Source organism: Novosphingobium sp. DS6-6 (assembly GCF_057784975.1).
Genome location: NZ_JBYNTS010000001.1, coordinates 449,178 through 462,401, shown reverse-complemented (window position 1 = coordinate 462,401; position 13,224 = coordinate 449,178). Strand labels below are relative to the sequence as shown.

Sequence of the window (13,224 nt, the reverse complement as noted above, 5' to 3'; positions counted from 1 at the left end):
CCGGATCGAACCGTTTTCGGTGCAATGCAACACATACCTGCCGCGATCGAGCACGAAAGAAACAGCCCCAGTTGGACCAGCCGCGGCAAAGGCAACCTTACCGCACCTGCCCCGATGCGTTCCGCCGCATCGGGGCAGGCGCGGGATCGGCCGATCAGAACTTCTTGCGCAGATTGAGCCCGCCATAACGCACATCGTCGCGCGGCACGAAGCGCACGGTCCCCGCCACCCCGCCATTGGCCAGGAAGTTGGCATAGTGGGTGTTGGCGATGTTCTTCACATAGGCGCGCAACTGCCACCCGTCGTTGCTGCCGAGCAGCGCGACGCTGCCGTTCCAGATGGCATAGGCCGGCTGGATCGTGCTGGGCGTCTGCGTCAGCTGGTACTGGGTCTCGCTTTTGAACGAGATGTCGCTCTGCAGTTCCAGATCGAGCGCCGAAGTCAGTGCGAAGCGATAGGCGGCATTGCCGAAGAGCTTGACCTTGGGGGCAAAGGGCAGCGGCTGGCCGTTGATGTCGCAACTGGCCGGCAGTCCCACGGGGCAGTTGAAAGCAACCACCTTGGCATTGTTGTAAGCCGCGGAGATATCGACGCTGAAGCCCTTGGCGGGCGTCAGCGTCACATCCGCTTCCACGCCCTGAGAACGCACCTTGCCGGCGTTGATCAGGCGGGTAACCGCCGTGCCGTTGACCAGATCGGCCACGTTCGCCTGATAGTTGTAGAACGTGGTGGAGTAGGCCGCCAGCGCATAGCGGAACGATCCATCGGCCGTGCTGCCCTTGATGCCCACTTCGAACGAGTCCGACGTTTCGGGCGAAAGCGCGATTTGGTCGTTCAAGCGCATGTTGAAGAAGGTGTTGTACGCCGGCCCCTTGTAACCGCGAGACCAGGTACCGTAGACTTGGGTGAGGCGGCTGGCGTCCCACTGCAGGCCCAGTCGCCAGGAATCGCCGCGCGTCGAGGTGCTGCCATTGCTGTTGTGATAGGCGCGAATGCCCGGTGCATCGAGCGCACTGCTGCCGGTGTTGTTGGGATCGGCGGTCGACGTGCGCAGGTGATAGTACGCAAGCTTGTCCCAGGTGGAGCGATAGCCGGCAATGGCCCGGAACGCACTGGTGAAATTCACGTTGGCTTCGCCGAACAGGGCATAGTTGTTGGCGCGAATGCCGTAATTGGCAATGCCGGTGGTCAGGCCCGACGTGCGCGTAAGGTCACGCTGATAGCGTTCGTCGGTTTCCGCGCGCAGGATATAGGCCCCCAGGACATAATCGACCAGCTTGCCCTTGGGAGACGTGAGGCGTAGTTCCTGCGAATACTGGTTCGTATCCACCGTGCCGCGATCTTCGGTCTGGGCCTGGACCGAAACCGGCGCCTGCGTGGCGTCGAGATCCTGGCGCTGGTTGTTCTTCCAGCCGCGCCATGCGCTGATCGACGTCAGCTTGTAATCGCCCAGCGAGAGATCGGCGGTCAGCGACGCGCCGAAGTTGTCATCGCGCACGTTGGTATCGAACGTGGTTGCCGCGGTGCGGTTGGAAGGGCTGGCGGTGATGCCGTATCCGGTCAGGATGCTGCCCAGCGTTGCCGACGTCGTGACCGCGTTGGTGGGATAGGCGATCTGGCTGGTGCTGGAATAGACGCCGTTGGACGTCGTGTCGTAGCTGTGCAGCCAGTCGCCCGCCAGGGTCAGAGTCAGGGCATCGCTCGGCCGTGCTTCCACCTTCCCGCGCAGGCCATAGCGTTCAAAGCCGTTGACGTGGTTTCCGGTGACGGCATTCCACACGTTGCCTTTATAATTGGTGTAAAGCCCGTCGATCCGGGCAGCCACGCTGTCGGTCAGGCCGCCGGTGATGCCCGCCTTGATGCGGTATTCCTCGTCGGTGGTCGCCGTGCCATCGACATAGGCGTGGAAGTCCTGGGTAGGCTGGGCGGTGACGATGTTGATCACGCCGGCCGAGGCATTCTTGCCGAACAGCGTGCCCTGCGGGCCGCGCAACACTTCGATGCGCTCCACTTCGCCGACGTCCAGCGTCGCCTGCCCGGGGCGATTGAGCACCACGCCGTCGAGCACGGTGGAAACCGACGACTCGACGCCGGGCGAAGTGGTAATCGTGCCCACGCCGCGCACGAAGACGGTGCGGTCCTTGTTCGACGCGCCATTGCGGAAATCGACCGTCGGCACGCTGGCCGACAGGTCCTGAAGATTGTGAATGGCGCGGTCGTTCAGGGACTTGCCGCTGATCGCGCTGATCGCGATCGGCACCTGTTGCAGGCTTTCGTTGCGGAACCGCGCGGTGACCAGGATTTCGCCGGGCACGGCGGCATCCGGCGCGCTGGCCTCGGCCGACGCTTGCGGCGCCGGGGCGGCATCCTGGGCAAAAGCGGCGGTAGGCACGATCCATGCGCCGGCCAGCAGCAAGGCACGGCGATACGATACGCAAAACTGAAGCATTGATGTCTCCCTTGAACGCCGTTGCGTTATATTCAACCTTTTTGGTAGAGAAGAAAGTTTTTCTTTAGTGGCTCATCACAATGCCCGCCTCGCTTCTTTCCACAGGCACGATGCGTGGCATGGTGAGCACAATCCATCCCAGCGCCAAGAGGTAAGATGCTGCTGCAAAAGCAAAAAGTGGGCCGTAGCCGAGCCCAGCGGCCAGTGTCAGTCCGGCGATCTTGGTGATCGCCGTTCCGCCGAGATTGCCGCAAAAGGCCGCAAATCCGGTCACGCGGCCCACCCGCTGGCGCGGTGTCACATCGGCGATCAGCCCGAACAGGCTGGTGGAAAAGCCCTGGTGACCGGCAAGAGCCAGGGCCAGAACCGCCGCGGCGGCCCAGGGACCAGGCATCGACAGGGCAAGTGGCACGGGCACCACCACGACGGCCGAGGCCAGCATCATGCGCTTGCGCACTCGATCGACCGTCTGGCCCGCGGCGATCCACCGGCTCGATACCGTGCCGGCCAGAACCGAGCCCACCGCCGCCCCGGCATAGGCAAGCGCCAACGGAGGCCCCAGTTCCGTTCCCGTCAAACCGAACGCGCGGTGAAAATAGTCCGGCATCCAGAACAGCATGAGGAACCATGTGGCGTCAGACAGTACTTTGGCCCCGGCAATCGTCCAGGTGCGGCGTTCGCGCCAGATCGGCCGAGGGTTGGCTTCTGCATCGGCGATCACCGGGGCTTCATCGAAATCCACCCTGCGTGTGACCAGCCACCAGGCCACGGCCCAGGCAAGGCCCAGGGCGCCTGCCGCAATGAACGCCCCGCGCCAGCCCCACAGCGCCGCCCAAACGGGTATGGCCAGCGGTGCCACGATCGCGCCGATGGAATTGACCGCATTGGACAGGCCGAAGCCGGTCGATCGCTGCGCCGGGGGAAAGATTGCCGCCATGGTCTTGATGCCGGCAGGCGTGCCCATGGCCTCGGTCGCGCCAAGGCTGATCCGGCAGGCCATGAACCCGGCAAAGCTGCGTGCCCAACCATGCGCCATCGCCGCCAGCGACCAGGCCGCCACGCCGAACGCGTTGGCGCGGCGCACGCCGAGCCTGTCGGCCAGCCAGCCCGCGCCAAGAAAGCCAAAGGCCGCTCCGATCTGGAACAGCGCGGCCAGCGTGCCATAATCGTCGTCGGTCCAGTTCAGGTCCGCCGCGATCGTCGGTTTGAGCACAGCGATGATCTGCCGGTCCACCAGATTGAGAATCTGTGCCGTCAGGGCCAGCAGGAACAGGACCCGGCGATGCCGCGGGCTGAGCAGGGTGGTCATGGCTCGAAGCACTCCTTTGCAACAGGTGTTAAGGCCGGAACCAGGGGAGTGCCAGAAATTTCAACTTTACTGGTAGAGATTAAAGCGGCGCATGGTCGATATGCGGCAGGACATGGCGGGCAAACAGGTCCGCCTCGCCCGCATGGGGATAGCCGGACAGGATGAACGCCTCTATGCCCGCCGCGCGATAAGCATTGATTTTGGCGATGACCTGATCGGGATCGCCGACGATGGCGGCGCCGCAGCCGGAGCGGGCGCGGCCGATGCCCGTCCACAGGTTGTCTTCGACATACCCATCCTGGGCGGCCGCTTCGCGCAGGGCGGCTTGGGCCTGCACGCCCACCGACTGTGAATCCAGCGACCTGGCGCGGATCGCCGCCCCTTCGGCTGCATCGAGCTTGTACAGCAAGCGGTCTGCGGCCGCGCGCGCTTCGCTTTCCGTTTCGCGCACGACCACGTGCACGCGATAGCCGAAGCGGATCGCGCGCCCGTGGCGGGCGGCACGCGCGGTCATGTCGGCGATGATATCCTTCACCGCCTCCATCCGGTCCGGCCACATCAGATAGACGTCGCAACCCCTGGCGGCGGTTTCGCGCGCAGGCTCTGACAAGCCGCCGAAATAGAATGCCGGCACGCGGGGTGCCTGTCGCATGATGCGCGGCGCCTCCAGACTGAGGTTCCAGAAGCGGCCCCGATGGTCGAGCGGCTGGCCGGCCAGCAAGGCCCGCAGGATCACAATCGCCTCGTCGGTGCGTTCATAGCGGGCCGCACCGTCCAGTGCTTCGCCCGGCATGTCGCTGGAAATGATGTTGATCGTCAGCCGCCTGCCCAGGATCTGGTCGATCGTGGCGATCTGCCGGGCCAGTTGCGGTGGCCACATTTCGCCGACGCGGATTGCCATCAGCAGCTTGATGCGCCGCACCTGCGTGGCGATTGCGGCGGCAAAGGCCGTGGTATCGATACCCAGCGCATAGCCCGAAGGCAGCAGAACATTGTCAAAACCGCCTTCCTCGGCCCGCAGCACGATATTGCGGCAATGTTCCCAACTGGATTGCAGCGCCGGATCGGGTTGCCCCAGGTATTCATAATCGTCATCACAAAGTGCTGAAAACCAGCTGATTTCGCACGGTTTCCGGGTCATGGCATGCGTTCTCCGCGCGCGGCTTCGAGCACGCCATACCATTCCTCCCGCGTCCATTGGATTTTGAACGCATCGCGCAGGGCGGCAATGCGCTGCGGCTGCTGCGATCCCACGATGGGTACGATCCGCGCCGGATGGGCCATGATCCAGCTGAGCGCTGCCGCGCTGGCATCGGCACCGAACGCAGCGCCATGCCGCGCCAGCACATGCCCCACGGGATGGGCCGGATCGGAAAGACGCCCGCCGCCCAGGGGCGACCAGGCCAGCACGGCCAGATCGCGCTCCATCGCCTGGTCCAGCGTACCGTCATAAAGCGGGGCGATGCGCGCCGCGGAATATTCGGGCTGGGTGGAAACCAGCGGAACAGGCAGGAAAGCCTGAAGCGCGGAAAGTTCGGCCGGGCTGTAGTTCGAGACGCCCACGTGGCGCACCTTCCCTGCCTCGACCATTTCCACCAGTGCGTCTGCAACCTCGCGCGGGTGGGCCAGGAAATCGCGGCGGTGGATCTGGTAAAGATCGACATAGGGCAGGCCCAGCCGCCGCAACGATGCATCGATCGCGCTGCGCAGGTAATCGGATGTCGAGTCATAGGGCTTGCCGGGCCAGATGCCGCCTTTGGTGGCAATCACCATGCGTTCACGCCACTGCGGGTTGGCAGCCAGCGCCCGGCCCAGCAGTGTCTCTGCCCCGCCAAAGCCCGCTGGCGTGTCGCAACCATAGATATCGGCCGTGTCGAACAGCGTCACCCCGGCATCGAGCGCGGCTTCGATCCTGGCAGCCACGGCGCCCGGATCGTCTTTGCCATCCGCACTGGCAAGGCGCCACATGCCCCATGCGATCGGGAAAACGCCAAGTCCGCTCTTGCCGAGCGCGACGGGTTCGGTCTTTAGGCTGAGGTTCGTCATGGAACGCGCCATGGCACAAGGAGCAAGGTGATGGTAGGAAAACTGCGTTACGGCCTCGTCGGCACCGGCATGATGGGCGTGGAGCATATCCACAATATCAAGCTGCTGCCCGATGCCGAGATCGTGGCCATCGCTGATCCGGAGCCGACGTCGCGCGACTGGGCGTGCAATGCGCTGGGTGATCGGGCGGGCGGCGTTGCCGTCCATGCCGATGCAGCCAGCCTGATCGCGGCCGGCGGTGTGGATGCCGTGGTGGTGGCGTCTCCCAACTTCACCCATCGCGCGGTGCTGGAACCGCTATTGGCCAGCGACGCGGCGATCCTCTGCGAAAAGCCGCTGTGCACCACCATGGCCGATGCCCGCTGGGTCGTGGAGCAGGCGGCCGCGCGCAAGGCCCTGTTCTGGACGGGCATGGAGTATCGCTTCATGCCCCCCGCCGCCGCTTTCATCGACGCGGTCCATGGCGGCCAGGTGGGCACCCTGCGCATGCTCTCGATCCGCGAACATCGGTTTCCGTTTCTGCCCAAAGTGGGGAACTGGAACCGCTTTTCCGCAAAGACCGGCGGCACGATGGTGGAAAAATGCTGCCATTTCTTCGATCTCATGCGCCTGATCACGCAAAGCGAACCGGTTCGCGTGTATTGCTCCGGCGCGATGGACGTCAATCATCTCGACGAACGTTACAATGGCGCGCGGCCCGATATCATCGACAACAGTTTTACGACGGTTGATTTCGCCAATGGCACCCGCGCCATGCTGGACCTGTGCATGTTCGCCGAAGGCGCCGAGCATCAGGAGGAAATGAGCGCGACGGGCGACAAGGGCCGGCTCGACGTGCTGATCCCGCCTGGCGATCTGGTCTGGTCGCCGCGAGCGCCCTGGCCCGGGGCCAAGGCGGTGGAGCGGCATCACGTGGCGGTCGACGAGGCGGCCCTTGCCGCCGGATCGCATCACGGTGCTACCTATTACCAGCACAAGGCCTTTGCCTGTGCGGTGCGCGGGGAGGGAGACGTGCTGGTGAGCGCGCATGACGGCCTCATGGCCGTGGCGATCGGCACTGCCGCCGAAATCAGCGCGCGCGAACATCGCGTCGTGGCGATCGAGGATGTCCTGGATATGCAGGTTCCGGCCTGAACCGTCCGGCGCCCGGCGCCGGGCATTCGTATGGGTCGGAATCCGTGCAGCCCGGTATCAGTTGATCGGCCGCCGCATGTGCTTTCCGCCGTAGCGCTGGCCCAGATAGGCCGACAGCCGGCGCAGATAGCCGATCGCTTCGTTCGCGCTGCTGTCCTTGCAGGGCAGGGGGGTATAGCCGGCGTCCGCCGTACGACGTTCAACCTTCTGGCACAGCAGTTCTATATCGCCGCGCGTGAGCAGGTTTTTCTCCCGCATCAGGCAGAGCAGCGATTCCAGAATGATGAGGCTTTCTTCCCCCGCGTCGGTCATGCCTTCCTGAATACGATCGGTCATCGCCCACCTCACGCCGTCTTGTTAAGGAGGATATCCTATGCAAGCGGGGGCCTTTGGCAAGGGGCGTTCGCGCTTCGGGTGTTCAGTCGAGACCGCCCCCCAAAGTACGGTAGAGCGTGACGAGGTTGTTGGCGCGGTTGAGCCGCGTGGTCACCAGTTGCTGCTGCGCGGAATAAACGGTGCGCTGCGTGTCAAGCGCGATCAGGAACGATTCCACGCCCGCGCGAAAACGCGCGTCGGACAGCATCGCCGCCTGTTTTGCCGCATCGGCGCGGGCGGTTTGCGCGGCAACCTGCTCGTCGAGCGTGCCCCGCGCCGCCAGGGCATCGGCCACTTCACGAAACGCCGTCTGAATCGTTTTCTGATAGGTTGCCACTGCGGCATCGCGCGATGCCTTGGCATAATCGAGATTGCCCTTGTTCTGTCCGAAATCGAACAGCGGCACGTTGACCGACGGCACCACGTTGTAAGTGCCGGTGCCTTCCCCGAACAGGGTCCGTAAAGTCCCGCTGATCGTGCCGATCGTGGCAGTCAGGGAAATGCGCGGAAAGAACGCAGCCCGTGCCGCGCCGATATTGGCATTGCGGGCAATCAATTGATGTTCGGCCTGCAAGACATCGGGGCGGCGCAGCAGAACGTCCGATGGCAGATTGCCCGGCAGCACATCGAGCGTGACGATGTCCGGGCCCAGACTTTGCGGCTGCAGTTCCTCGGGCACCGTGGCTCCCGTCAGCAGTTGCAATGCGTTCAGATCCTGCGCCACCTGGGTCTGCAGCACGGCAATGTCGTTCCGCGCCGATTGATAGCCGGTTTCGGCCTGTTTCATTTCCAGCGCCGACTGTACGCCGCTATTGAATTGCGCTTTCGTCAACTCCAGCGTCTTGGCATAGGCATCGAGCGTCTGTTGCGCGGTGGCCAGCTGATCGCGGTCCGCGGCCAGCGTGAGCCAGGCTGCGGCGATTTCGCCGATCAGCGTGACGCGGGTGGAGCGACGCCCTTCTTCGCTGGCAAGATACTGTTCCACCGCGGCTTTCGTCTCGTTCCGCACTCGGCCGAACAGGTCGATCTCGTAGGAAGAAAGCCCGACGTTGCCGCTGAAATACTGGATGTTCGACGTTCCCACGGGCACCGCGCCGCCGCTGGTGGCGGCAAAAGACGCGGTATTGGTATAAGTGCCCGATCCACTGGCGCTGATGGCGGGAAAAAGTGCGGCTCGCTGGACCCGGTATTGCGCGCGCGCCTGCAGCACGTTGGCAGCCGCCAGGCGCAGGTCCTGGTTGTTGGCAAGGCCCAGCTCGATCACCTGACGCAGGCGGTCGTCGCGAAAGAACGCGCGCCAGCCAATGCGGCTCAGGTCTTGCGTCTGCTGCGGATCGGCGGCGGGATAGACGCCGCTGCCCTGCGGCAATGCAGGCGGCACGGCCGGGGCCGGACGGGCATAGCGCGGAGCCATGTTGCAACCGGAAAGCAGCAGCGCAGGCAGCACGGCGGCGGCGGCGAAACGGATTCCTGTCACTGTTTTCATGCTCCCTGCGGCGCCGGGGCGCCAGCATCGTCCTGGGGATGGCGGGGCTCTGCCTGCTGGCGCCTTGCGAAGAGGTTGTGAACCACCACGAAGAACATCGGCACGAAAAAGATCGCCAGCACCGTGGCCGAGATCATCCCGCCCACCACGGCTCGGCCAATGGCGTTCTGTCCGCCGGCACCGGCGCCGTTCGCCACCGCTAGCGGCAGGACGCCGAACACGAACGCCAGGCTGGTCATCAGGATCGGCCGCAGGCGCAGGCGCGCCGCCGATACGGCTGCCTCGAACGCGCCCATGCCGTCGCGGATGCGCTCCTGCGCGAATTCCACGATCAGGATGGCGTTCTTGGCGGAAACGCCAATCGTGGTGATCAGCCCGACTTGCAGATAGATGTCGTTGTTGAGACCGGTCAGCGTTGCCGCCAGAAGCGCGCCGACCACCCCCAGCGGCACCACCATGATCACCGCCAGCGGCACCGACCAGCTCTCGTAAAGCGCCGCAAGGCACAGGAACACGAAGAGCAGCGACAGCGCATAGAGCGCCGGGGCCTGCCCGCCGGACAGGTTTTCCTCATAGGACAGGCCGGTCCATTCCAGCGCGGTGCCCGGCGGCAGCTTGGCATGGATCGCTTTGATCGCGGCCATGGCGTCGCCGGTCGACGTGCCGGGGGCGGGGGCTCCCAGGATCTCCATGGCTGGCGAGCCGTTGTACCGGGTCAACTGGGTTGGCCCCCTGACCCAGGTGATGGTCGAAAACGCGCTGAAAGGCACCATGCTGCCGTTGCTCGACCGCACGAACAGCTTGTCCAGGTCTTCGGGTGCGGTGCGGTAAGGCGCATCGGCCTGGATGAACACGCGCTTGACCCGCCCGCGATCGACGAAATCATTGACGTAGCTGCCGCCCCAGGCCGTGGCTATCGTGCTGTTCACGGTGGAAAGATCAAGGCCCAGCGCGCCTACCTTGTCCTGGTCGACAGTGACTTTGAGCTGCGGCGCATCGTCAAGCGAATTGGGACGCACGCCCACCAGGCGCGGGTCCTTCATGGCCATGCCCAGCATCATGTTGCGAAGCCCCGCGAGACCCGCGTGACCGATGCCGGCCTGATCGACCAGTTGCAGGTCGAACCCGGTGGCATTGCCCAGTTCCTGCACGGCCGGCGGGGTCACGGCAAAAATCAATCCGTCGCGATAAGCGCCGAACGTGCCCATCGCGCGTCCGGCGATGGCCTGTGCCCGGTTGGCATGGCCCGGACGCTCGGACCAGGGCTTGAGCGGCACGAAGGCAATGCCGGTATTCTGGCCCGCCCCCGCAAAGCTGAAGCCGCCGACGGTGAACACGCCTTGCACGTTGCCCGCTTCCTGTTTCAGGAAGTGGTCGCGGATCGCGCCGAGGCCCTTGTCCGTGCGCGCAGAGGTGGAGCCGGCGGGTCCCTGGACCAGCGCGATGACGATGCCCTGGTCCTCGTCGGGCAGGAACCCGCCCGGCAGCCGCCAGAACAGCAGCACCAGCCCGCCGATGATCAGCGCATAGACCGCCATCGAGCGTTTCCAGTTGCGCACGGTCGATTGCACGCCGTGTTCGTAGCGGCGCTGGCCATTATCGAACTTTTCGTTGAACCAGCGGAAGAACCGCGCCAGCACGCCGTTGCTTTCGCTGTCCTGCTGGCGGTGAGGCCTGAGGATGGTGGCGCAGAGCGCCGGCGTCAGCACCAGGGCAACCATCACCGAAAGCACCATGGCCGAGACGATGGTGATGGAAAACTGGCGATAGATCACCCCGGTCGATCCGCCGAAGAACGCCATCGGCAGGAACACCGCCGCCAGCACCATGGCAACGCCGATCAGCGCGCCCGATATCTCGTCGATGGATTTGCGCGCGGCGTCGATCGGGCTCAGATGCTCGGTCACGATCAGGCGTTCGACGTTCTCGACCACCACGATCGCGTCGTCCACCAGAAGGCCGATCGCCAGCACCATGCCGAACAGCGTGAGCGTGTTGATGGAATAGCCGGCGGCGGCCATCACTGCGAACGTGCCGAGCAGCACGACGGGAACGGCAATGGTGGGGATCAGTGTCGCGCGCCAGTTCTGCAGGAACAGGAACATGACGAGGAACACCAGGATCACCGCCTCGACCAGGGTCTCGACGACCTGCCGCACCGACAGCCGCACGAAAGGCGTGGCATCGTAGGGGTAGATGACTTTGACGTCCGACGGGAACTGTCTGGAAAGCTCCGCCACCCGCGCTTTGACGGCATCGACGGTGCTCAACGCATTGGCACCGGGCGCCAGCTTGATCGCCACGCCTGCCGCCGGCTTGCCGTTCCATTTGGAATCGAAGCCATAGTTTTCAGCCCCGATCTCCACCCGGGCCACATCGCTCAGCCGCACCACGGCGCCGCCGGTGCCGGTCTTGAGGCGGATCGCGGCAAACTGGTCGGGCGTGGCGAGGCGCGACTGCACGGAAACCGTCGCATTGAGCATCTGCCCCTGCGGTGCGGGAAGGCCACCGATCTGTCCCGCGGAAACCTGGGCATTCTGCGCCCTCAGCGCGCTGGTCACATCCGCGATCGAAAGGCCGTACTGGTTGAGCTTGAGCGGATCGACCCACACCCGCATCGCGTATTGCGAACCGAACACCTGCGTGTCGCCCACGCCCGAAACGCGCGAAAGCGGATCCTGCAGCTTGGAAACGACGTAATCGGCAAGATCGGGGGCGTTGTGCGCGCCGTTTTCGGAATAGAGGCCGATCACCAGCAGAAAGTTCTGCGTCGCCTTGGCCACCTGCAACCCCTGCTGCTGCACTTCCTGCGGCAGCAGGGGCGTTGCGGCCTGCAGTTTGTTCTGCACCTGCACTTGGGCGATATCGGGATTGGTGCCCTGCTCGAAAGTCATCGTGAGCGTCACTGTCCCGTCCGATGACGAGGACGAGAAATAACGCAGATGATCCAGCCCTTTCATCTGCTGTTCGATGATCTGGGTGGTGGTCTTTTCCAGCGTTTCGGCGTCGGCGCCGGGGTAGGTGGCGGTGATCGAGACTGCCGGCGGCGCGATGGCCGGGAATTGCGAGATCGGCAGCGAACGGATCGCCAGCACGCCCGCAAGCATGAGGACGATGGCGATGACCCATGCAAAGATGGGCCTGTCGATGAAAAAGCGGGCCATGGCGCGGTTACTTCCCCTTGGCCGGTGCGGCCGGCAGGGCGGGGGCGTTGGGATCCCATGGCCGCGGGGTTACCGTCATGCCCGGTTGCAGCAGCATGCCGCCTTCGACAATCACCCTGTCGCCGGGGCGCAGTCCGCCGGTCACGATCCACTTATCCGCCGCGGTCCCCGCCGTCTGGATCTTGCGTTGCTCAGCCTTGTTCTGCGCGCCCACGACCATGACCACCGGATCGCCGTGCTCGTCACGGTTGACCGCCTGCTGCGGCACCAGCATGGCATTCTGCACCGTGCCCTGGGTCAGTCTTGCCCGCACGAACATCCCCGGCAGCAGCAGGCTGCGCGGGTTGGGAAAGACCGCGCGCAACACTTGCGAGCCAGTGGCCTCGTCAACGGTCACATCGGTGAACAGCAGATCGCCCTTGAGCGGATAGGTGCTGCCATCCTCCAGGATCAATTGCACTTTGGCCTTGCCGTCCTTCGTCAATTTGCCTTCGATGATCCGGCGGCGCAGCTTCAGCAACTGGGCGCTGGATTGCGGAATGTCGACAAAGACCGGGTCGATGCGCTGGATCGTGGTGAGCGCCGTCGTCTGAGCGGCCGAAGCCAGCCCGCCGGTGGTGGTAAGCGAGCGGCCGATGCGTCCGCCGATCGGCGCGCGGATCGTGGTGCGCGCCAAGTCGATCTCCGCCGAACGCAGCGAAGCCTGCTGTGCGGCCACTTCGGCACGGGCCTGGCCGGCAGTGCTGACCGCGTTGTCATAATCCTGGCGGGAAATCGCGTTGATCTTGACAAGATCGCCATAGCGGCGTGCCTGGGCCTCTGCGGCAACGATAGAGGCCCGGGCCTTGGCCAGCGCCGCGCGCGCGCTCATCACCTGGGCCTGATAAGGCGCGGGATCGATGCGATAGAGCGGCTGCCCGGCGCGCACCGTATCACCTTCGGTAAACAGCCGCGCCTGGATCAGGCCGTTGACCTGCGGACGCACGTCCGACGTCTCATAGGCGACGGTGCGGCCGGGAAGGTCTTCGGTAACCGATACGGCTTCGGGCTGCACCGCCAGAACCGCCACGGGCGGTGCGCCTTCATTGCCAGGTCCGCCCGGGCCACCCGCTCCTGGAGGCGGCGATCCACAGGCTGCCAAAGCGAGTGCCAGTGCCGGAGTGATGTGCCGCAAAAATGTCATGCAAAACCCTGCCGATATGTGTATGAGAGTGAGCGATCACTCACAGGTCGCTACTGCGCCGGGGGGCCAGCGGTCAAT

General features: G+C 64.6%; 9 protein-coding genes. 1 reads left to right on the top strand and 8 read right to left on the bottom strand.

Annotation, left to right across the window (positions count from 1 at the left end; all coding sequences use genetic code 11):
- Positions 1–154 precede the first annotated feature (154 nt).
- The 4 genes from AC3EDY_RS02110 to AC3EDY_RS02095 form a co-directional block, all read right to left on the bottom strand.
- Entirely contained in the window at positions 155–2,449 is a 2,295-nt protein-coding gene (locus AC3EDY_RS02110) for a TonB-dependent receptor (RefSeq protein WP_488570784.1), read from the bottom strand.
- Positions 2,450–2,513: 64 nt separating this feature from the next.
- Positions 2,514–3,758, bottom strand: a complete 1,245-nt coding sequence (locus AC3EDY_RS02105) for an MFS transporter (RefSeq protein ID WP_488570783.1) — start codon at positions 3,756–3,758, stop codon at positions 2,514–2,516.
- A gap of 79 nt (positions 3,759–3,837) precedes the next feature.
- Positions 3,838–4,899 carry an LLM class flavin-dependent oxidoreductase gene (locus AC3EDY_RS02100; protein ID WP_488570782.1) on the bottom strand — a complete coding sequence of 354 codons (1,062 nt, stop codon included), beginning with the start codon at positions 4,897–4,899 and terminating at the stop codon, positions 3,838–3,840.
- A complete protein-coding gene (locus AC3EDY_RS02095; RefSeq protein WP_488570781.1) occupies positions 4,896–5,804 on the bottom strand; it encodes an aldo/keto reductase in 909 nt (302 codons plus the stop codon). The genes AC3EDY_RS02100 and AC3EDY_RS02095 overlap by 4 nt, the downstream gene beginning before the upstream one ends.
- A 30-nt stretch (positions 5,805–5,834) precedes the next feature.
- On the opposite strand from AC3EDY_RS02095, the gene AC3EDY_RS02090 reads away from it, so the two are divergent.
- Positions 5,835–6,938 (top strand): Gfo/Idh/MocA family protein, encoded by a 1,104-nt coding sequence (locus AC3EDY_RS02090; protein WP_488570780.1) that lies wholly within the window; start codon positions 5,835–5,837, stop codon positions 6,936–6,938.
- Between the two features lie 57 nt (positions 6,939–6,995).
- Here the strand turns inward: AC3EDY_RS02090 and AC3EDY_RS02085 are convergent, their stop codons facing one another.
- The 4 genes from AC3EDY_RS02085 to AC3EDY_RS02070 form a co-directional block, all read right to left on the bottom strand.
- Entirely contained in the window at positions 6,996–7,274 is a 279-nt protein-coding gene (locus tag AC3EDY_RS02085; RefSeq protein ID WP_488570779.1) for a hypothetical protein, read from the bottom strand.
- Positions 7,275–7,356: 82 nt separating this feature from the next.
- Complete coding sequence (locus AC3EDY_RS02080; RefSeq protein ID WP_488570778.1) at positions 7,357–8,799, bottom strand: efflux transporter outer membrane subunit; 1,443 nt, start codon at positions 8,797–8,799, stop codon at positions 7,357–7,359.
- Entirely contained in the window at positions 8,796–11,963 is a 3,168-nt protein-coding gene (locus AC3EDY_RS02075) for an efflux RND transporter permease subunit (RefSeq protein WP_488570777.1), read from the bottom strand. The genes AC3EDY_RS02080 and AC3EDY_RS02075 overlap by 4 nt, the downstream gene beginning before the upstream one ends.
- 7 nt (positions 11,964–11,970) lie before the next feature.
- A complete protein-coding gene (locus tag AC3EDY_RS02070; protein ID WP_488570776.1) occupies positions 11,971–13,146 on the bottom strand; it encodes an efflux RND transporter periplasmic adaptor subunit in 1,176 nt (391 codons plus the stop codon).
- Positions 13,147–13,224 lie beyond the last annotated feature (78 nt).

What these genes read in the sequence shown, in the direction of transcription:
- AC3EDY_RS02110 (WP_488570784.1), bottom strand. Translation starts at nt 2,449, where the DNA reads ATGCTTCAGTTTTGCGTATCGTATCGCCGTGCCTTGCTGCTGGCCGGC.
- AC3EDY_RS02105 (WP_488570783.1), bottom strand. Translation starts at nt 3,758, where the DNA reads ATGACCACCCTGCTCAGCCCGCGGCATCGCCGGGTCCTGTTCCTGCTG.
- AC3EDY_RS02100 (WP_488570782.1), bottom strand. Translation starts at nt 4,899, where the DNA reads ATGACCCGGAAACCGTGCGAAATCAGCTGGTTTTCAGCACTTTGTGAT.
- AC3EDY_RS02095 (WP_488570781.1), bottom strand. Translation starts at nt 5,804, where the DNA reads ATGACGAACCTCAGCCTAAAGACCGAACCCGTCGCGCTCGGCAAGAGC.
- AC3EDY_RS02090 (WP_488570780.1), top strand. Translation starts at nt 5,835, where the DNA reads ATGGTAGGAAAACTGCGTTACGGCCTCGTCGGCACCGGCATGATGGGC.
- AC3EDY_RS02085 (WP_488570779.1), bottom strand. Translation starts at nt 7,274, where the DNA reads ATGACCGATCGTATTCAGGAAGGCATGACCGACGCGGGGGAAGAAAGC.
- AC3EDY_RS02080 (WP_488570778.1), bottom strand. Translation starts at nt 8,799, where the DNA reads ATGAAAACAGTGACAGGAATCCGTTTCGCCGCCGCCGCCGTGCTGCCT.
- AC3EDY_RS02075 (WP_488570777.1), bottom strand. Translation starts at nt 11,963, where the DNA reads ATGGCCCGCTTTTTCATCGACAGGCCCATCTTTGCATGGGTCATCGCC.
- AC3EDY_RS02070 (WP_488570776.1), bottom strand. Translation starts at nt 13,146, where the DNA reads ATGACATTTTTGCGGCACATCACTCCGGCACTGGCACTCGCTTTGGCA.